Source organism: Amycolatopsis regifaucium, from assembly GCF_001613935.1.
In the GTDB taxonomy this organism is placed as follows: Bacteria; Actinomycetota; Actinomycetes; order Mycobacteriales; family Pseudonocardiaceae; genus Amycolatopsis; species Amycolatopsis regifaucium.
Window position 1 is genome coordinate 542,532 of the sequence record NZ_LQCI01000002.1, and the last position, 18,662, is coordinate 561,193.

11 protein-coding genes and 1 pseudogene are annotated in these 18,662 nt (G+C 66.5%); 5 read left to right on the top strand and 7 right to left on the bottom strand.

Going from position 1 to position 18,662, the window contains the following annotated elements; genetic code table 11:
- Positions 1-258: 258 nt before the first annotated feature.
- Positions 259-1,842: a hypothetical protein gene (locus tag AVL48_RS03700; protein WP_061983585.1), complete on the top strand. Its 1,584-nt coding sequence runs from the start codon at positions 259-261 to the stop codon at positions 1,840-1,842.
- A gap of 720 nt (positions 1,843-2,562) precedes the next feature.
- On the opposite strand, the gene AVL48_RS03705 is transcribed toward AVL48_RS03700, so the two are convergent.
- Together AVL48_RS03705 and AVL48_RS03710 are read right to left on the bottom strand one after the other, a co-directional pair.
- Positions 2,563-3,252, bottom strand: coding sequence for an HNH endonuclease family protein (locus AVL48_RS03705; RefSeq protein WP_063054076.1), 690 nt, complete (start codon positions 3,250-3,252; stop codon positions 2,563-2,565).
- Between the two features lie 576 nt (positions 3,253-3,828).
- Positions 3,829-5,145: a nucleotide disphospho-sugar-binding domain-containing protein gene (locus AVL48_RS03710; protein ID WP_061990267.1), complete on the bottom strand. Its 1,317-nt coding sequence runs from the start codon at positions 5,143-5,145 to the stop codon at positions 3,829-3,831.
- A gap of 590 nt (positions 5,146-5,735) precedes the next feature.
- Here AVL48_RS03710 and AVL48_RS03715 point away from each other — a divergent pair.
- The gene (locus AVL48_RS03715) at positions 5,736-7,331 is read left to right on the top strand and encodes an MFS transporter (protein ID WP_244162290.1); all 1,596 of its coding nucleotides are present in this window, start codon (positions 5,736-5,738) and stop codon (positions 7,329-7,331) included.
- 363 nt (positions 7,332-7,694) lie between these two features.
- Positions 7,695-10,175, top strand: a complete 2,481-nt coding sequence (locus AVL48_RS40480) for an aldehyde dehydrogenase family protein (RefSeq protein ID WP_279626619.1) — start codon at positions 7,695-7,697, stop codon at positions 10,173-10,175.
- Positions 10,176-11,175: 1,000 nt separating this feature from the next.
- On the opposite strand, the pseudogene AVL48_RS03725 reads toward AVL48_RS40480, so the two are convergent.
- Positions 11,176-12,257, bottom strand: a pseudogene (locus tag AVL48_RS03725) (aldo/keto reductase).
- 62 nt (positions 12,258-12,319) lie between these two features.
- Entirely contained in the window at positions 12,320-12,787 is a 468-nt protein-coding gene (locus tag AVL48_RS03730; protein WP_061990269.1) for a VOC family protein, read from the bottom strand.
- 114 nt (positions 12,788-12,901) lie between these two features.
- On the opposite strand from AVL48_RS03730, the gene AVL48_RS03735 reads away from it, so the two are divergent.
- Positions 12,902-13,891 (top strand): helix-turn-helix transcriptional regulator, encoded by a 990-nt coding sequence (locus AVL48_RS03735; protein ID WP_061990271.1) that lies wholly within the window; start codon positions 12,902-12,904, stop codon positions 13,889-13,891.
- Between the two features lie 193 nt (positions 13,892-14,084).
- Here AVL48_RS03735 and AVL48_RS03740 read toward each other — a convergent pair whose 3' ends face one another.
- Together AVL48_RS03740 and AVL48_RS03745 are read right to left on the bottom strand one after the other, a co-directional pair.
- Positions 14,085-15,575 carry an aromatic amino acid ammonia-lyase gene (locus AVL48_RS03740; RefSeq protein WP_244162291.1) on the bottom strand — a complete coding sequence of 497 codons (1,491 nt, stop codon included), beginning with the start codon at positions 15,573-15,575 and terminating at the stop codon, positions 14,085-14,087.
- 238 nt (positions 15,576-15,813) lie between these two features.
- Complete coding sequence (locus AVL48_RS03745) at positions 15,814-16,839, bottom strand: alcohol dehydrogenase catalytic domain-containing protein (RefSeq protein WP_061990275.1); 1,026 nt, start codon at positions 16,837-16,839, stop codon at positions 15,814-15,816.
- Between the two features lie 462 nt (positions 16,840-17,301).
- Between AVL48_RS03745 and AVL48_RS39935 the strand changes: the two genes are divergently transcribed.
- Positions 17,302-17,457, top strand: a complete 156-nt coding sequence (locus AVL48_RS39935) for a cytochrome P450 (RefSeq protein ID WP_244162292.1) — start codon at positions 17,302-17,304, stop codon at positions 17,455-17,457.
- Between the two features lie 10 nt (positions 17,458-17,467).
- Here the strand turns inward: AVL48_RS39935 and AVL48_RS03755 are convergent, their stop codons facing one another.
- On the bottom strand, positions 17,468-18,016 hold the full coding sequence (locus AVL48_RS03755; RefSeq protein ID WP_061990279.1) for a hypothetical protein: 549 nt from the start codon (positions 18,014-18,016) through the stop codon (positions 17,468-17,470).
- Positions 18,017-18,662: the final 646 nt, after the last annotated feature.

The window sequence follows — 18,662 nt, forward strand, 5'->3', positions numbered from 1 at the left end:
CCACTTTTCGGAAGTGCACCAGAACGACACCAGCGATGGCTTCCACTGGTTGTTCGTCAAGCTGGGCCAGGTGGGCGCAGGCGGTCAGCACGGTGACACGGGCGCGAGGTGTCGCACCCGCGGTCCGGCGCATCCTCGACGGGGGCCAGCAGGTCGCCGAGTCGCTTTCCTGTGCGTACCAGCTGAATCCCTGAGCGGAATGTACCTGGCGTATACCGCCCCGTTGCATCATGGCGCTTCTACGTTTCGGAGGTAGCCGTGAACAACAGTATTGAGCTGAGAAGGGCCGTACTCTATTCGGTCTCCGGCGGCCTGCTGACTATCGGATTCGGCGTACTCGCCGCCTCCGCCGCACAGGCCGCTCCCGAGCCGGGTGGAACACCTGCCCAGCAGCAGGCCGAGAAAGTCCAGATGAACAAGCACCGAGCGGCGAACGTGAAGTCGACCCAACCTGCTCCACAGAAAGAGGACAAGAAGCAGGTCGACAAAGGCCGGGAGGCCAATAAGCACCCGGGCCGTACCCGCCAGGAGCAGAAGGAGAACCGATACGCTCCGCCCACCGGGGGTGGCAAGCACAAAGAGAAGGAAGCCGAAGCCAAACGGATCGAGCGTGACGCCGTCGACCGTGCGCGGAAGAACCCCATGGAAGACCAGGGCGATCGCAAACTGAAAGCGATCAACGATCGGGACAGCGACCGGGAACGGGGCAACGACGAGGTCCGGAAGTCCGGGAAGGGCAACGTCTACCTGAAGACCCGTGAAGACGACGGTGAGAAGAAGACGGCGGCCCCCGGCTTGAAGGCCCTGGAAACCGGAATCCAGATCGACCGCGACGCGAAGACGGCTCGCGAGGAGTCGACCCGACTCGCCAAGGACCGCGACAAGGGCGCGACCGGGTCTGTCCGCGCGTGGGAGACCACAGCTCGCCTGGCCGACGAGGCCGACCATGAGGCGACCCGGCTGGAGAAACTTCAGGGGCCCAGGAACAACTACATAACTCCACCGGAGAAGAAACGGCCGGTCGTCAGGCGGGGCTACCAGCCATTGCCCAAGCCGACTCGCGGACTGCGAGCGATCGAGGTCGGTGCCCAGATCGAAGCAGCGGTCGAACCGGCCAAGGACGAGGAGAAGGCGCTCCGGAAGCTTCGCGACCAGCAGCCCGAGGGGTCGGACGAGCGAGCCACGTTCGACGAACTCGTCAAGAACGCCAAGCGGAACGTGGCCTGGCTGGAGTACGTCGACGACGCGGGCAAGCCGGTCACACAGAAGATCGCCGACAGCATCGGTGAAGACCTGACGAACCCGATCAAGATGGGTGCCGCGCTCCTCGACACCGGTGTCGGGGTAGGGCTGGACAAACAGGTGGAGAACGCAAATAGAAAGTTCGAAACCGCATCGGCGCAGGCACGGACCGCCGCGCGGGACCTGACCGACTTCAGGAGGAGCGTCCGCGCGCCTGACGGCACCATTCCGCCGGAGCACCGGGCGGAACTGGATCGCAAACGTCAGGCCCTGCGGACGGTGACCACTGACGCGACGGACCTGTTCCGTGAGCAACAGCGCACGCTCAAAGCCGCCAAGGCGACCGGTCACCTGATGTCCGGCCTGGCGACCGGTGTCGGTATCGGCTACGACGTCTTCGAGGACGACAAGCCGCTGGACGAGGTGGCCTGGGGCACCGGAGGGGGCGTCGTCCTCGGCGTGGTAGGTGGCCGGTTCGGCGGAGCCCCCGGCGGATTCGCCGGAGGCATCGCGGGCAGCGCGATCGCCGAGGAGACATACAAGGCCATCCGTGACTCCGGCAAGGACATCAACGACATCGTCAACGAGGCCGACGACTGATGCTTCGGAGCCGCCCGCACACCACACAACCCCGAATCAGGCTCAACGCAACGATCAGACCGCCGGGCAGGGAGCCAGCGGTGCGCGACACGTTCACCGAAGCCCCCGAGGGCAGACCGTCGATGGCGTCGGTCCCTTTCACCTCCTTGACAGGTGACGCCCCACTACAGCCTCACACGGCTTGAGGATCTGGCCGCTTGTCCGCCGTCGCGATCGGACCGGGCTGGCGGTGAAGTAAGCGACATTCAGACCTGCTGGTCAGCTCGTGTGTGGGGGTACCACGTCGAGTCGGCCAACAGGAACAGACGGGCGGCTGGTACTCACACCTTGAAGGTGTCCTCGAGTACCAGCCGTTCGCCTGTCGATGTTGCCCATACTTTGCGTCGCCCGACAGGACTGCCAACGTTGGCAATCGAGGCGGCACGTGATGACTTGCTGCGCCGGAGAGAGTGCCGGGCGGTCATGGAGGACGAGCTACCGCCGCAGCAGTGGTTGAGCAGTCCGCTCACGCCGCGGTGCGGGCTGGTCAACGATCCGAAAGCTCTAAGTCGGGCGGCGCGGTATCAAACTTTGTCCGGCCATGACCGTGGCGTGGGGCCGAACGCGCGTCGGAAGGCTCGGACTGTCAGGAAGGCGACAGGTTTGGGGCTGTGCTCGAGGTAGCGCTTCCTCCTCTGCCGGCGCGGCGTTGGGCGAACGATGTGGCACGCGACCGTGTCCTCAACAGTGGTCCAGCATGCCCGACAGTGCCGTGCGTTCTGGGACGGTGATCGTCAACCCGTACTGGGCTTTGATCACGATCCAGTCTGTCGCATAAGTGCACCAGAACGACACCAGCGGTGGCTTCCACTGATCCGGTGCCTTGTCGCCCTTTTGCCGATTGAGCTTGTCGGTCATGACCCGCAGTTGCGGCCGCGTCAGGTCATTGGCGAAGTCCTCACGCTTGGCCTGTGACCAGGACTTCGCACCGCTGATCCACGCGTGCGCCAACGGCACCACGTGATCGACGTCCACATCGGACGCTTTACGCCACGTCTCACCGTCATACGGGCTGCGCCAGGCCCCGGACACCGCGGCACACTCGGCGTTGACCGTGACGTTCACACCATCGCGTTTGAGCAGTTCCTCGCGGACGTCGCAGCTACCGGACACGGTCTTCCAGTGCGGGAACTTCGTGTCCCGGTCATACCCGTCCAGAGTCCCGCGGACCGCGACCTGCAAGGTCCCCAGCAGCTTCCGTGCCTCGGCTGCGGGAACCGCAGGTGCCGTTCCCGCAGTCGAGCTGCCGCCTGGATCCGCCGGTGTGGCGCGGGGTGCGGCGCACGCGACCACCGGCACCGAAGCGAGCAGTACCAGGGCGACCGTCGTCCGCGCGATTTCCAGCCGGACAGCCCGCGCCTTCCGGACCACGTTGCTTCCTTTCCACCGAGACACGGCTTGTGCACCCACCTCTGGGAGCAGTAAACGGCAACCGCGGCGCTGGCGTGACCGGCGAACAGCGCAACTTCCCTGTGGACCTCAACAGCGTGGTGGCGAGGTCCAGCGACGATCCACCACCAGCGCAACAGCGACAGAGCAGCGTCGAGCCGCCGCCGCTCTCGCGCCCGTGCGGATGACAGGGCGAGGATTGCCGTGTCATCAGGGTTTCATCGTGCATCGCTAACGTCGGTGGCCGCGTCGTCATGGTCAACGCGGCGGTCGTGACGACGGTCGGCGGGCACGGCTGCCGCTGACCAGTTCCGCAACGGGCACTGGGTCCCTGGGGCGATCGAGCCAGTAGATGCGGTTGGTGTCGACACCGAAGGCCTGCCACCGCGGGCGCACCCCGATGTCTCCGGCGGCAAACCGAACGACGGCGGCCGGTTCAACCACTTCGCAGAGCGACGCAGTGCACTCTTCCCCGCGCTCGCGGCAAAGCTGCGCACGCCGGCCCCGGCTGCCGACCGGTGGCCATCGCGAGCCGTCGAGGCGCTTCGCAAGAGGCGATCAGGTTGACGCTGCCGCGAGCATCTCGTCGACCTCGTGCCTGATCCGGGCCAGTGTGTCGCTTGCCCGGTATTCATCCTGGATTTCCTTTGCCCTGAACCGGTAAGTCGGCTCTCGCAGCACCCGTTCGACCGCGGCGAGCACACTAGAGCCCGTGGGGAGCCCCGTGCGGAGGTTGATCCCTGCTCCCGAGTACTCGACGCGCATCGCGACCTCCGGCTTGTCTTCGGTGTCACCCGCGACGACCATCGGGATCCCCGCCATCAAGGCGGCCTGAACGCCGCCGAAACCGCCGTTGGTGACAAAAACGGACGTGTACGGGAAGATCATCTCGTACGGTAGGTACGAGATGACCCGCGCGTTGGCGGGCACCGTGAGATCGGGCGGCACCGGCCGGCCGCCGAAAGTCGCCACCACGAGGACGTCGGAGCCAGCGAGCGAATCCAGCGTCGGTCCGATGAGAGCCGCGTGATTGACGTTATTCAACGTACCCTGCGTGACGAAAACAACGCGCTCGGTCATCAAGACGTCCTGCCACCACGCCGGTGGCTCGAAGGCCGCCATGGAAGCCGGTTCCGGGCGACCGATCAGCTCGATGTGTTCCGGCAACTGCGACCGGCCGTACTCGAGACTCGGCGGCGACAGCTGGAAGAAGGTGTCGCACAGCATGGAGAAGGCATCCCAGTAGTACGGCGCCGGCTTGACCGCGCCGAGGCCGGCTAGAACATGGTCCAGATGACTCTGCACCGGCTCGAATTCCTGACGCAACTGAACGCGGAGCTGCCCCGCACGCTCGATCCCGGCCGGCGAGTAGTCGGGAGCGACACCGAAACCGAAGGGCGCGAGGCACGGATCTTCCAGTGCCAGTACGGAGACGCCGATTCCGATCGTCCCGGCCGGTCGCAACCCCGGAGCTCCGAGCGGCAAGGGCCACGTGCCGTGAAAGAACGAGTCGTGGACAACGACAGTCTCGGCCGGATTCCCGGTCCGGAGGATCTCCTGAACAGCGGCGAACTGCTCGGGGATGGGCGGAATGAACATCTCGTGGGGAGCGACCACGACCTGCCGGTGCCCGGATGGCGTGTCCTTCATCGCCGGAAACTCCGCCAGGACACGGTTCCCGTCGAACGCGGCCTTGCCGCGCAAGGGGTGCAACCGACAGCCCGGCGTCGTCACGATGTCTCGTGCCAAGGGTTCCAGAGCCTGCGACGTCAGCACTGTGACGCCGTAACCCTTGTCGGCGAGGTATTGGCCGATGGGAAGCAGCGGAATCAAGTGTCCCGGCATGGGAATGGACGCCAACACGACCTGCACCATGGTTCCTCCGCAACTCGGCACACACCGCCTGCCGGGAGCCTCTCTCGCCCTCCACCTGCTGACAAGATCACGTTCCGGCTCATGGAACTCCGCCGGCCGCAGGGCGACTTGCGCACCCCGCGACTTCAGACGCGCTCCATGACGACGGCACTGGGCGTCACTCCGGCGCCTGCCCGATGAGCAACGCGCATTGGCCCGCGCGAAGCAGATCGCGGGTGAGCACGTGAGCGAGCTTCGCGGGGAGAACCGCCGGCCTCCAAGTGTCCGGTCCGCCGATCGACGAACCGGCCGGCAACACCTGCCGTTGCGAACGTCGGCCACGCGGCCAACACGGCGTCCGGCGCCTCACGGACCGACCTGCGTTGCCATTCCACGTGACGGAACGTCGCTTGTCCCCCGGCAGACGAACTTCCTACCCTTCCACCATCCGGCACAGCGGTAATCACTCACTTTCCGTACGGCGATGCCGCGCGTCTCTCTCGCCGCGCCAAGACCAAACGGGACGAATCGAAGCGGAGTCCCCAGATCTGGTTGTAGGCGGCCGCTGCCCCTGCCCGGGTTGCCGTGGAGCGAGATGCCGACCGGCGGAGATGACCTACGGCCAGTCGCATCGCGAGCCGACACTCCCATCCCCGGAGGACAGCTTGACAAGCACGACTGCCGAAGCCCTCGTCACCGATCCGCGGCAACGACGCTCGATCCTGGCCGCGATGTGCGCCGCTTTGCTCGCTGTCGTCGCCTCCGTCACGGGGCTGAACGTCGCTCAGCCGGACCTCGCCGCCGACTTCGACGCAGCACAAGGCACAGTCGTCTGGATCATGAACGGCTACGTCCTCACCCTGGCCGCGCTACTACTGCCGCTCGGCGCAGTCGGCGACAGACAGGGCCGCAAGCCCGTGCTTCTCGTCGGGCTCGCCGTCTTTGCGGTCGCGAGCGCGGGGGCCGGTCTCGCCCCGTCCGCCGGGCTCATGCTCGCGGCGCGATTGCTCGGCGGGGTGGGCGCGGCGATGATCATGCCGGTCACCTTGGCCGTCATCACCTCGACCTTCCCCGCGCAGGAGCGAGTCCGTGCCATCGGGGTGTGGACCGGGGTCGCCGGGGTCGGAGCGGTGCTCGGCATGCTCCTTTCCGGTGTCCTCGTCGACGCGGCGAGCTGGCGCTTCCTGTTCGTGCTTCCCGTCGTTCTGGTGCTTTTCTCATTCGCCACGGCGTGGCACTCGGTCCCCGGCTCCCGTGCGCCTTCGACACGTCCCTTCGACCTGATCGGCTCCCTCACATCAGTACTGGGGGTGGTCGGGATCACCCTGTTCCTGCACGAAGGCCCGGAGCGGGGCTGGTGGGCGGTCGGCACCACCATCAGCCTGGCCTGCGGAATCCTCGGCACCGTCGGTTTCGTGGCTTGGGATCTTCGCCACCCGGCTCCGCTTTTGGACATGCGCCTGTTCAAAAACGGTGGCCTGGCAAGCGGGTCCGTCGCGCTCGCGGCGGTCTTCGCGGTTCACGCCGGGTCCGCCGTGCTCCTCTACCCGTACTTCCAAAATGTCTTGGACTGGTCGGGGGTGCTCTCTGCGGTGGCACTCCTACCCATGGCCGGCCTGATGGCGATCGCTTCCGGCTTGTCCACGCGCGTGGCCGAGCGGATCGGATCGCGCGCCACCATGACAACCGGACTGATCCTGACCGGGACGGGCCTGGTTCTACTCGCGACCTCCGTCTCCGCCGATTCCGGCTACCTCGCCGTCCTGCCCGGGATGATCGCCGCGGGCAGCGGCATGGGCGTGTCCATGCCGCTCGCCACAGAGTCCATTACCGGTGCTGTGCCGCAGGACCACCAAGGCGTCGCCTCCGCGCTCAACGACATCGCGCGAGAGATCGGTGCCGCAGTGGGAATCGCACTGCTCGGAGCGCTGCTGTCAGCGGGCTACCGCAGCAACATCGACTCCAGACTCGACGGCGTTCCCACCGCGACCGCCGAAGCCGCTCGAAAAGGCATCGCCCAGGCAATCGCAACCGCCGGCGAACGGGAGCAGCCAGTGGCCCGAGCCGCGCGGGAGTCCTTCGTCGCGGGTTGGCAGTCCGCGATGTGGGCCGGAGCGTCACTGGTCGCAGTTCTCACTGCCTTCGTCTTCATGCGCGGCACCAAGAACCTCGAAACGCCTGCAGAATTCGGCGGACAAGTTGCCTGACGTCGCGTCCCTGAATCGATTTCTCCGACGCTGGACCACCACCTCCTCGTCCAGGAATTGCCGGTACACGAAGGGCCGCCCGTCGCGCCAGTCCACGACTCTTTACCCATGCGCCCTGGATCACACAAGCCCGCCGCGACGTACGGCTAAGAACCTCTCCCCCGAACACTCCGCGACGTTGTCGACAGCTCCATGATCACTATTCTGGCCAGGTGTCTGACCTCCCGCGACGAGGCGCGCCAGGACCACTCAGCCGATATCGAAGACAATTCCTGAAAACGCCAAGGTTCGGCAGGAGCACCACAGGACCGGTCACGTCGCGCGCTCCATCCTCAGAGACAAGGCTCGTGAAAGGAGCCGACCGTGACCTCGACCCACTCCATCACCACGCAGTTGAGCCCGATCTCTTTCACATCCGTCGATCCGTGCCGCGCACCGGGATGGGGGCGAGCCAGAGAGCTGGTCAACGGCACCGCCACCGGCAACGTTCCCGGTTTCGCGTTGTCCGCCGGCGGACTGGAGCTGTCGGCCGGTTTCCTCAGCGACCCGCTGGAACATCCCAACACCGACACGGTGCTGCTGTTCACCGAGGGCGACCCGGTGTGGGTCTTCTACGGCGATGACCTGCGCTATCTCGCGGTCCAGGAGCAGGGCGACCTGCTGACCATCCGCCGTGGCACGCCCTACGCGGTCAGCACCGGGTTCGACCGCGGCGCCACCGGCTACGTGGTGCGTTCGGACGAGTGCCTGTTCGCCGACACTGTCGTCCGGTCAGACCTGCGAGACGTGGCACAGCGCCACGCGGCCGCCCGCCGGAAGAACCAATCTCGAACACCCTCCGTGAACGGTGGCTGCACTGTTGTCCCGTTCGACTCCGTCGAACCGGTCCTGACTCCCCAGGGGCACCGAATCCGGCCGCTGGTCGACGGACGCCACGAGGCCGATCCCCCCGGGATGGGCATTTCCGTGGGCGGGCTTGAGGTCCCTGCCTGGTTCCTCGCCAAGGCGCACATGCACCCCCGGACCGATGTGATCGTGCTGGTCGTCGACTGCGGAAAGGAAGGGGCGCTCACCCTGCACGGCGAGCACCTCGAGCACGATGCCGTGCAGTACCGCGGCGATCTCCTGCCCATAAAGAAGGGACGGAAGTACGCGCACACCGTGCAGAACCTGAGCCCCGACAAGTCCATCCGCGCCTACGAGTTCCGTTCCCAGCCGACGGTGCTCATCGACAACCCCCAGATTCCGGAGCTGCAGCCGACCGCGACCGAGCGCGCCCGTGCGGCGCTCGAACGGCTCCATGGTGCCGACGCGGTCGCCGCACACCTCGCTCAGCCCCCGGCACAGCGGGCCGCCCGGGTCGCGTCGCCCACGCCGCCCGCTCACGGCGGCGCAGGCTCGCCCAGGCGCCACCAATTCATCGCGGGTGAGTGGCGCGACGGCTCGATGAACAAGGTCCTCGTCGACCGGAACCCGTATGACGGCACCACCGTCGCCGAGTTCCGGATCGCGGGAGCCGACGACATCGACGACGCGTACCGGGCGGCGGCGCGTGCCAAGCTCGAATGGGATCAGGTCAACCCCTATGCCAAGCGGACGGTGTTCGAACGAGCGGTCCGGTACGTCGAGGAGCACGAAGACGCGATCGTGGAGATCATCGTCGACGAACTCGGCGGTACCCGGCTCAAGGCCATGTTCGAGATCGGCCTGGTGCTGAACATGCTCAAGGAGTCGGCGACCTTCCCGCTGCGCATGGAGGGCCGCATCCTGCCGTCCCCGATAGACGACAAGGAAAACCGCGTCTACCGCGAACCGGTGGGCGTCGTCGGTGTCATCAGCCCCTTCAACTTCCCGTTCTTCCTGTCGATGAAGTCGGTGGCGCCCGCGCTCGGCGCCGGCAACGGCGTTGTCCTCAAACCGCACGAGGACTCGCCCATCACCGGCGGCACGCTCATCGGCGAGATCTTCGAGGCGGCCGGCCTGCCCGCGGGCCTGCTCAACGTCGTCGTGACCGAGATCCCGGCGATCGGCGACGCGTTCCTCGAACACCCCGCACCGAGGGTCATCTCGTTCACCGGGTCGTCGGCCGTCGGCAGGCACGTCGCCGAGGTCGCGGTACGGCACTTCAAGAAACCGCTGCTGGAGCTGGGCGGGAACAGCGCGCTGATCGTGCTGGCGGACGCCGATCTCGACCTCGCGGTCGACGCGGCGGCCTTTTCCCGCTTCACCCACCAGGGCCAGATCTGCATGTCGGCGAACCGGATCCTCGTCCACCGGGACGTGTACGAGGAGTTCGCGGCGAAGTTCGTGGCGAAGGCGAAGTCGCTGCAGACCGGCGATCCTCGTGACTCGGAGACGATCGTCGGACCGCTGATCAACCAGCGGCAAACCGCCGCGCTCGCCGCTCTGGTCGAGCAGGGCATCGCGGAGGGTGCGACGGTAGCGCTGCGCGGCGAGGTCAACGGGAACCTGTTCGGTCCCACAGTGCTGACGGACGTGACAACGGCGATGTCGGTGATGCGGCAGGAGATGTTCGGTCCGGTGGCGTGCCTGATCCCGTTCGATACCGAGGACGAGGCGGTCGACGTCGCCAACGACACCGACTTCGGCCTGAGCGGTGCCGTCCACACTCGCGACCTCGAACACGGCGTCGCGATCGCGAAGCGGCTCCACACCGGCATGGTCCACATCAACGATACGACCATCCACGACGAGCCGATCGTTCCCTTCGGCGGCGAGAAGCAGTCCGGGTTCGGGCGCCTCAATGGTGATCGCAGCCTTGACGAGTTCACCACCCTCAAGTGGATTTCTGTCCACCGCGGACGACGACAGTTCCCGTACTGAACCCAGCCGTCCTCACCGGCGGCTTCTCAGCGGCCCGTGAGCGTTCCGCGCACTCCTCGTTGACCGGCTTACCCGCCGTGCCCGCTGCACGGGAGCCGTTCGGCGACATCCGCACGTTGATGTCCCGAGTGGACCAGCCAACGGGTTCAACTGGGTCGCCAGCGTCACCACGCTCTGGTTTCCACGCGCGACTCCCGCTCCGTGGCACGCTCCCGCAACACCCAGCCCAAAATCCGGCCACCTCCACGTCGCGATCCCACAGTGCGATCGAGCCATACGATCAACGGACAACAGTTGAACACACGTTCGGCCACGCAACGTCGTTGAAGCAGGCTTCCGCCGATGAAGAGTGAGCGTCGCAGTCTGCCGTCGACCCGCACCACCTACGTCTACTCCAAGCTCAGCAATCTGAACATCGCGGCCGCACTGTCCAAACCTCGACCCGCCATATCCCGCGCGACGGCGCTCAGCCGCCGGCCGGGAGCACGTGGGCCGAGCCCCGCCGCCATCACGACGGCGAGAGCCCGGCGCCGACGTGAGTCATGCCTTGGCGCCGGTCACGTGTCACCCCTTGGCGATCTTAGCGAGACCCGCGAGCACGAAATCTTCGAAGTTGTTCCATCCAGAAGACGTCCGCCATCGATGTCTGACCTGCGCCCCTCCGACAAGGGTGACCAAATGCCGATATGCCTGGGTGAGCGAATCTCGTCATCAGCGCCGAGTCCGCGAACGCCGTGAACCAAGGAGGCTGCCCGCTCCGGCCCTTGGAGCACTTCAGCGGTGCCGGAAATCCTACGAGGACAAGGACGCCACCGGCGGGGATGCCGACGCTCTTGAGCGGGAACTCGCGCACGATCCGGCTCGGGGTATTCGTTGGTGCCGCGTTCTCTGAGGGGCGCCCCGCTGCCGCTCGCCGCCGGAGAGTCGCGCGCCACCCTCGCCTGCCCGGGTGGACCAGCCCTGCGGCCCAAGTCACCTACTCCACGGCCGAGTCATGCAGTCAACTTGGAGGTGGCTGTATGGGGTGCTGGCCCAGCCCGAGTGTCGGCCGTCGCGCTGCCCGGGTCTCGGTGCGTCGGCGCAGCTCCGGCTGTGTGAGTGCCGGAGGAACGTAGGCAACGTCGACCGGTCCGACGTCGGTACCCGGAGGCACGATCTCGTCGATCCGGTCGAGTAGGTCGTCGTCGAGGAGCGTGCCGGCTCCCGCGAGCAGGTCGTCAAGCTGCTCGGGTGTGCGTGGGCCTATGAGCGCCGAGGTGACCGTCGGGTGGGCGGTAACGAAGCCCAGCGCGAGGTGGGGCAGCGACAGCCCAGCCTGTTCGGCGAGCCCGGCGAGTGCTTCGACGGCGTCGTGCTTGCGTTCGTCGGTCATGTGCTGCCGTGCCCAGTGCAGGCGGCCGTCCGACGCCGTTTCCGCCCTGCCCTTTCGGAGGCGACCGGCGAGCAGGCCCATCGCGAGGGGACTCCACACCAGGACACCCAGCCCGTAACGATCGCAGACCGGCAGGATTTCGCGTTCGATCCCGCGGTTGAGGATCGAGTAGTGCGGCTGTTCGGTGCGGAAGCGCGCCAGCCCGCGCTGTTCGGCCACCCACTGGGCTTCGACGATGTCCGACGCGGGCAGATTGGAGTGGCCGATCGCGCGCACCTTGCCCGCGCGCAGCAGGTCGGTCAGCGCGCCGAGAGTTTCCTCGATATCGGTGCCGGGTTCAGGGTGGTGGGCCTGATAGAGGTCGATGTGGTCGACCCCCAGGCGGCGCAGCGACCCTTCGACGGCGGAGACGATCCACCGGCGAGAATTGCCGCGCTGGTTGGGACCGGATCCCATCGGCCGTTGAACTTCGTAGCCAGGACGACGTCGTCGCGGTGGCCGCGAAGGGCTTTCCCGACGATCTTCTCGGATTCACCGTCGCCGCCATAAACGTCGGCGGTGTCAATGAGGTTGATACCGCTGTCGAGGGCCCGGCGGACGAGGCGCACGCAGTCGTCGGGGTCGGGGTTGCCATACGGGCCGAACATCATCGTGCCAAGCGCGTAGGCGCTGACCTGGATACCGGTCCGGCCGAGCGGACGGGTCTGCATGGGTTCTCCTGCGAGGATGGAGGAGTGCGGCCGGGACCGGCCGCACTCCTGGTAGGGGAAGATCAGTCCTGGGTGTACTCGGCCGCGACGTCGATGATCCACGTGACGCCGAAGCGGTCGGCGAGCATTCCGAAGGCGGGCGCCCACTGGGCGGGGCCGAACGCCTCGATCACGGCCGCGCCCTTGGCCAAGCCCTCCCACACCGGGGTGACCTCCTCGATGCTTTCGCCGCGGACGGAGAGGAAGAACGACTCCTTGGTGATCGTGGTGCCGTTCTCGCGGCGCGTGGTGGGCGCACCCGAAACGGCCGGAGCGTGCTCGCCGGGCACGTCGTAGGCCATGACCCGGAAGCCGTTGTCGGCGACGACCTGGCCGAAGACGACGTTCGTGGCGCCGGGCAGTTCGGCGGGCATCCCGAAGTCCGCGTAGGTGGCGACGGTGAGCTGCCCGCCGAACACCGACTGGTAGAACTCCAGGGCTTCGCGGGCCTGGCCGTGGAAGTTCAGGTGGGCGACAGCGTTGAGCGACATGATGTTCCGGTCCTTCGCGAGTAGTTCCTGGCGCCGGAGGCTTCCGGCAACGAGAATGACGATGTCAGCAGTACCGGTCAGGGAACGTCCGCTACTTGTGGCATGGTGAAAAACATGCCGATTGCCTCCTCTGCGACGACCTCCAGCCGACTGCTCTCGTTGCTGTCACTGCTGCAAGTCCGCCGCGACTGGCCGGGCGTCCTGCTCGCCGACCGGCTGGGTGTCAGCGAGCGGACTGTGCGCCGCGACGTCGACCGGCTGCGCGAGCTTGGTTACCCGGTGCAGGCGGTCAAGGGCCCCGACGGCGGCTACCGCCTCGAAGCGGGCAGTCAAATGCCGCCACTGCTGTTCGACGACGAGCAAACGGTCGCACTGGCCGTGGCGTTGCGGATCGCCGTCGGAACGGGCGCGGGCATCGAGGAGGCGGCCGCGCGAGCCCTGGCCACGGTGCGGCAGGTGCTGCCGTCGCGGTTGCGGCAGCGCGTCGACGCCCTTGAGATCAGCGCGGCCGGACACGGCACCGAGCCCCAGATCGACACCGGTCTCCTGCTCACGCTGAGCGCTGCGGTCCGCGCCCGGGAAGAGCTGCGGTTCGACTACCGATCGCCGGGGCGCCACGAGGACGCCGAGCTGCACCGGCCCCGCCGGGTGCAGCCCTACCACCTCGTGGTGCGAGCCGGACGCTGGTACGTCGTCGGCTGGGACCCCGACCGCGACGACTGGCGGACTTACCGTGCCGACCGGATGACACCGCGAGTCCCGACCGGACCACGGTTCGTTCCCCGTGAAGTGCCGGGCGGCGACGTAGCCGCCTTCCTGTCGGCCCGGTTCAAGGGCTCCGAGAGCGCGGACGTCTGGCCCTGCCGCGGCGAGGTGGTCCTCGACCTGCCCGCGGCGAAGGTGGCCCCGTTCGCCGGCGACGGCGTCGTCGAGGCGCTCGATACCACCCGGACCAGGCTGACGACAGGGGCATGGTCCTGGGCCGCCCTCGCGGCGGCGTTGGCCCGCTTCGACACCGAGATCGAGGTGATCGGGCCGCCGGAGCTGCGTGCGGCGTTCGCGGAGCTGTCCGATCGAGCCGGACGCGCCGCGAGAAGCGAATAGGGCGGCTGGCCGGATGCCGACGAACTCCAGCGACCTCACGCGAACCGTTTGGGGCCCGTTGAGTTACTACTGGACTACCTCAGCAGTCCAGTAGCCAGGCACGCGCCACCACGCCACTGGTCACAGTGTCTCTGACCTCCGCTTCGGAGTACCGCGGGGCGATCCTCTTGCTGTCGGACAAGCCCAGTTTCAGTCATTGGTCCACTTGGGAGGCCACGACATCGTCGAGTACGTCGGCGGCCCGTCGTACGTCCTCGTGGAGAGGCCGGTCCGGCTCGATGGGGGCGATCGCGTCCATCAGCCTCTCCATCACGTCGGCACAGGCAGGAGCGGTAGGCCTGCGCGCACCGACGTGAATCGCCTGGCGCAGGGCGACGGCCAAGGACCCGTGTAGAAGCCGCAGCGAACGAACCTGATCGAACGCGTTCAACGCGGCCTGCGTTCCGAAGGGGACGATGTCCTGATTGTGCAGGTTGGTAGGCAGACTCTGCAGCGACGCGGGGACGGCAGAACGGCGCATGTCGGCGATGATCGCGGTCGCGGCGATCTGGACTCCCTGCACTCCGTGCTGTCGCCCGGGTTCGGTGGCGAGTACGGGCGGCAGACCGCCGTTGCGGTGGGGATCGACGAGGAGATCGAGCTGCCGCTCGGCGAGGTTGCCCGTCTGTACGACGGCAGTGGTCATCGTATCGGCGGCAAAGGCGACAGGCTGGCCGAAGAAGTTGCCGCCGTGCACGACGAGGTCGTCTTCCGGGAAGAACAACGGGTTGTCGCTGATGCCGTTCAGGTCACGCACGATGACATCTCGCGCTTGGCCGAGGCTTGCCCTCACCGCGCCGAGGAGCTGGGGAACGCAACGGATGGTGTAGGGCTCTTGCAGTGGCCGGTCCCCGGTGGGCCGGGTACCTCGTAGGCGGGCACGGAGATCAGCGGCCTCGGCGATCGCTTCGGGATGCCCGAAAGCCTCGAGGAGGTGGTGATCGCAGAAGTCGGTACCGCATCCGAGTTGATCGGCGAGCATGGCGGACAAAAGTCCGGCGATCCGGTGTGACCGGATGAACTGCGCCATCGCCAGCCCTGCTGCGGCCGCGGTCAGCGAGACACCGTTCACCAGGCCCAGTGCGTCCCGTCCGTCGAGGTCGAGAGGTCGCAGCCCACAGGACGCGAGTGCGTCACCCGCGTCTTGCCGCACTCCATCGGCGTACGCGTGACCACGACCTTTCAAAGCCTGTGTCAAGTGTGCGAGCGGGACCAGATCACCACTGGCACCGACCGAGCCGAGCCGGGGTACGGCTGGAGCGAAGGTTGTCTTCAGCATTTCCGCCAGCGCGTCGAGCACCGAGACCGAAACCCCCGACCGTCCTCGCGCCAGCGAGGAAAGCCGGGCGAGCGTGGCCGCGCGGACGATGGACGTCGGCAGATCGGGCCCCTGCCCCGCGGTGAGGTGGGAGAGCAGGTTCTCACACTGATCGGTGTCCTCGTCTCGCCCGGAAAAGCCCACCAGTGGACCGAACCCTGTCGTCGCGCCATAGACAGGACGGCCTTCGGCGAGGCATCGCATCACGAATTCCCGACCTTCCGCGACCCTGTTCCGGGTGGCCGGGCCGAGGACGACTTCAACGGGGCCCGCGGCGGCTTCGAGATCGGCCAACGTACGTGCTTCGGCGACCGAGATGACAGGCACGCAAATCTGCTCTTGAATGAGCGCCACAGTAGGCACTTCCTTTCGATTTCGGCTGGGAAATCACCGATCGACGTCCAGCCGTGGCCCGATACGGGCGACGGACCCTCGCGGCCGAATTTGCGGTACGCGCCTGACATCTTTCGCAGGATCGGAGTGGTGAATGGTCTTGATGTTAAGTCCGCCCGTGGAACCGCCTCAATCGCGATTTCCACGGGACGGAACGGCGCGTTCGTCACGCTCACAATGTGATCAGCACCTTGGTCGCATTACGGTCCACCATTGCCTGGTAGCCGTGGCCGACTTCGGCGAGTTCAAGAGTCCGGTCGAAAACCGCGCTCGGATCCAGTTTGCCGGCGATGACTTCGCCGAGTAATGCCGGGAGATAGGCGCGGACGGGCACTGGGCCGCTTCTGACGGTTATGTTCCGCAAAGAGCAGGCCGTCGAGTCCAGGGTGCCGTGCGGCCCTCCGACCACACTGATGGCGCCGCCGTCGACACAGATGGCCATCGCGGTGTCCAGCGCGTCCTGCTCACCGACGGCTTCCACCACCAGACCGGCCCCGGCGCCCCAGGTCGCATCGATCACCTGCGCCCGGCCCTCGGCGCCTCTCAAGCTCACGAGATCAGTAGCGCCGAACTTCTGCCCGATCCGCAGCCGGTCTTCGTGGTGTCCCAGCAGGAAAATCCGCTCTATGCCCAGGCGGCTCGCCGCGAGGACGGCGCACAACCCCACCGGGCCGTCGCCGACGACGGCCATCGTCATGGGTGTGGGCCTTCCACCGGCGTGCACGGCATGCTGGCCGGTCGCCATCACATCCGCGAGCGTCAGCACAGCCGGAATCCGCTCGTCGTACTCGTCGAACGGCACAGGCACCAAAGTGCCGTCGGCGAACGGCACACGCAAGCCCTCTGCCTGCGCGCCGCCCGCCGCGACGCCGAACATCCCGCCGCGAGCGCAGGAGCTCTGTGCTCCGTGAACACAGCGGTGACATTCACCGTCCGAAAACATGAACGGTGCCACCACCAGCTCTCCCGGACGTATCGACCGGACCGACGAACCCACATTGGCCACCACACCGATGAACTCGTGTCCGCACCGTGGCCCCCGTACCGGGCCGGGCCTGCCGAGATATCCGCGAACATCGGTGCCGCAGATCGCCGAAGCCACTACACGCACGACGGCGTCCGTCGGCTGTTCGATCTTGGGATCTGGTACTTGAGCCACGGTGACCCGGCCGGGTCCACGCAATACCGCTGCCCTCATGGTCTTGCCTCCTGAGGCTCCGTTGAATCCTCATGGGCGAGGATTGCTGCCGTCGACGACGAGCAGACCGGCTGGTCATCGCAAGTTGCCGCTCCGGCGAACGCGCAACCGGATGACGGTGTCCAGGTACGGGTCGATCGAGGTCATGGGGGTATGAAGCCGCCTCTTCGACACCCCGCGCGCCCGCAGGTGATCGACTCGCGCGAAGAAGCTGACACTCGGAGTGATACCAGGAATATAGGAAACCCTGTGGCCGAGGTTTCGGCGGGTTCCACGCTGTGAAACCCGCGTTCGTCTTGTTACCAGGGCACGAATTCGCCCTCCGCATGATCGAAGTGAAGAAGCGCGGCCAGGAAACGACCTCTTCACCAGGTCGCCGTGGATCCACGAAGCGGACGGCGGCATGAACGCCGACGAGTTGGCTTCACGTACCTGGTGTTGTTCATCGAGGGTTCGGAGCCGGTGACCACCGCCGGAACCGGGCTCGCCTTGCCGCTCGACCGGACGGACACGGTGAAGAAGCTGATCGCCGCCCCGGAACTGTTCGGTGCGGCTGTCGAGGAGATCGTGCGCTACCGATCACCGCACTGTGTAAGCAGGGCTGTGCTCGGGCAGTAATGAGCGTTCCTCAGTCGTTCCAGACGGTTTTCAGCCGCGAGCCGGGATGCCAGAAGGTTCCGAGTGCACCGGTGATCCGCAGCTCTTCCTTGCCGCCGAGCTTCGCAGGCCAGAGCTGAATCAACGCTTCCGCCACCGCGCCTCGCTCGCTTCCGAGGTCCGCGGCTTCACGGGAATACTCCCGCACGTGATAACGCAGGCGGTAGTCACCGGCGCCACCTGGCAGCAGCTCCAATGGGCTCGCGAGTGTCCGCGACCAGTCCAGCACCGCGGCGAGACCGGTCGCGGACCAGTAACCGAATTCGATGACGTCGTCGTAGTTCTCGATCACGTCTTCCGGCCTGTCGGAGTGCACCTCGGCGACGACGCGCACCCGCTTCGCGGTCCAAGGCACCTGCAGCTTCAGCTTTCCACTCGACGCAGTGACCATCCCGGTCCAGGTGGAGACCCCGGGATTGATCAACGCGGTGTTCTCGCTGAGATAGAAGTACGGATACTGCGTATCGAGCACGCAGACGGCCCGATCGGGATGCGCTCCTGTGACGTCGCCCGCTGACATGGTTCCTGTCTACTGCGTGTGGCTATTTCACACAGCGCACAGGAAAAGAATGGGGACTTCCGTCGGCGAACACTGCCCGAGTGAGCGGGCTCTTCACGTACTCGAGAGAGTGACGCTTACTGGGCCGGTAACGAGCGAAAAGCGCAAAGCGATCCAGATCGATCCCCTGCATAAGTCCGAGTGCCGAACGCAGCTTTCGTTCGGCGGATTCCGACTCGTGCCGTTCCTAAGCTCGGAGGGCTTCGGCCGCGCTCGCGAGGCCGACCATGAGGTCCACCCGCTGCACACCGATCAGCGCGTCATTGTCCTTGTCACCGGCCCGCACGAGCTGGTCCACGTAGCGGTCCAGCCAGTTCCAGGCCCGGCACCTCCACGCCTAGCGGCATGGCCGGGGCGGATCCCTTCGCCGAGTTCGGACCACGCGTTTCCCGCCACCCTTTGCATGCTTTCGCAACTGCCGCGTATGGTCCACCGCCATTCAGACGTTTCCACATCCGATAGGTGCCCCAGGGAACACGCAGTGCGACCACCCACCGGAAAAAGCGCCGATTCGGGCACCCTAGAACGCATTTAGTCCTCTGGATGCGAAAAGTCCGGTCCTGCGCCCGGTTCCTTTCCGGCGTTTGGTCAGGTGGTGATTACGTCG

Coding starts and splice junctions, on each gene's coding strand:
- AVL48_RS03735 (WP_061990271.1), top strand. CDS start 12,902: ATGCCGATTGCCTCCTCTGCGACGACCTCCAGCCGACTGCTCTCGTTG.
- AVL48_RS03745 (WP_061990275.1), bottom strand. CDS start 16,839: ATGAGGGCAGCGGTATTGCGTGGACCCGGCCGGGTCACCGTGGCTCAA.
- AVL48_RS03710 (WP_061990267.1), bottom strand. CDS start 5,145: ATGGTGCAGGTCGTGTTGGCGTCCATTCCCATGCCGGGACACTTGATT.
- AVL48_RS03755 (WP_061990279.1), bottom strand. CDS start 18,016: ATGTCAGCGGGCGACGTCACAGGAGCGCATCCCGATCGGGCCGTCTGC.
- AVL48_RS03730 (WP_061990269.1), bottom strand. CDS start 12,787: ATGTCGCTCAACGCTGTCGCCCACCTGAACTTCCACGGCCAGGCCCGC.
- AVL48_RS03715 (WP_244162290.1), top strand. CDS start 5,736: ATGACCTACGGCCAGTCGCATCGCGAGCCGACACTCCCATCCCCGGAG.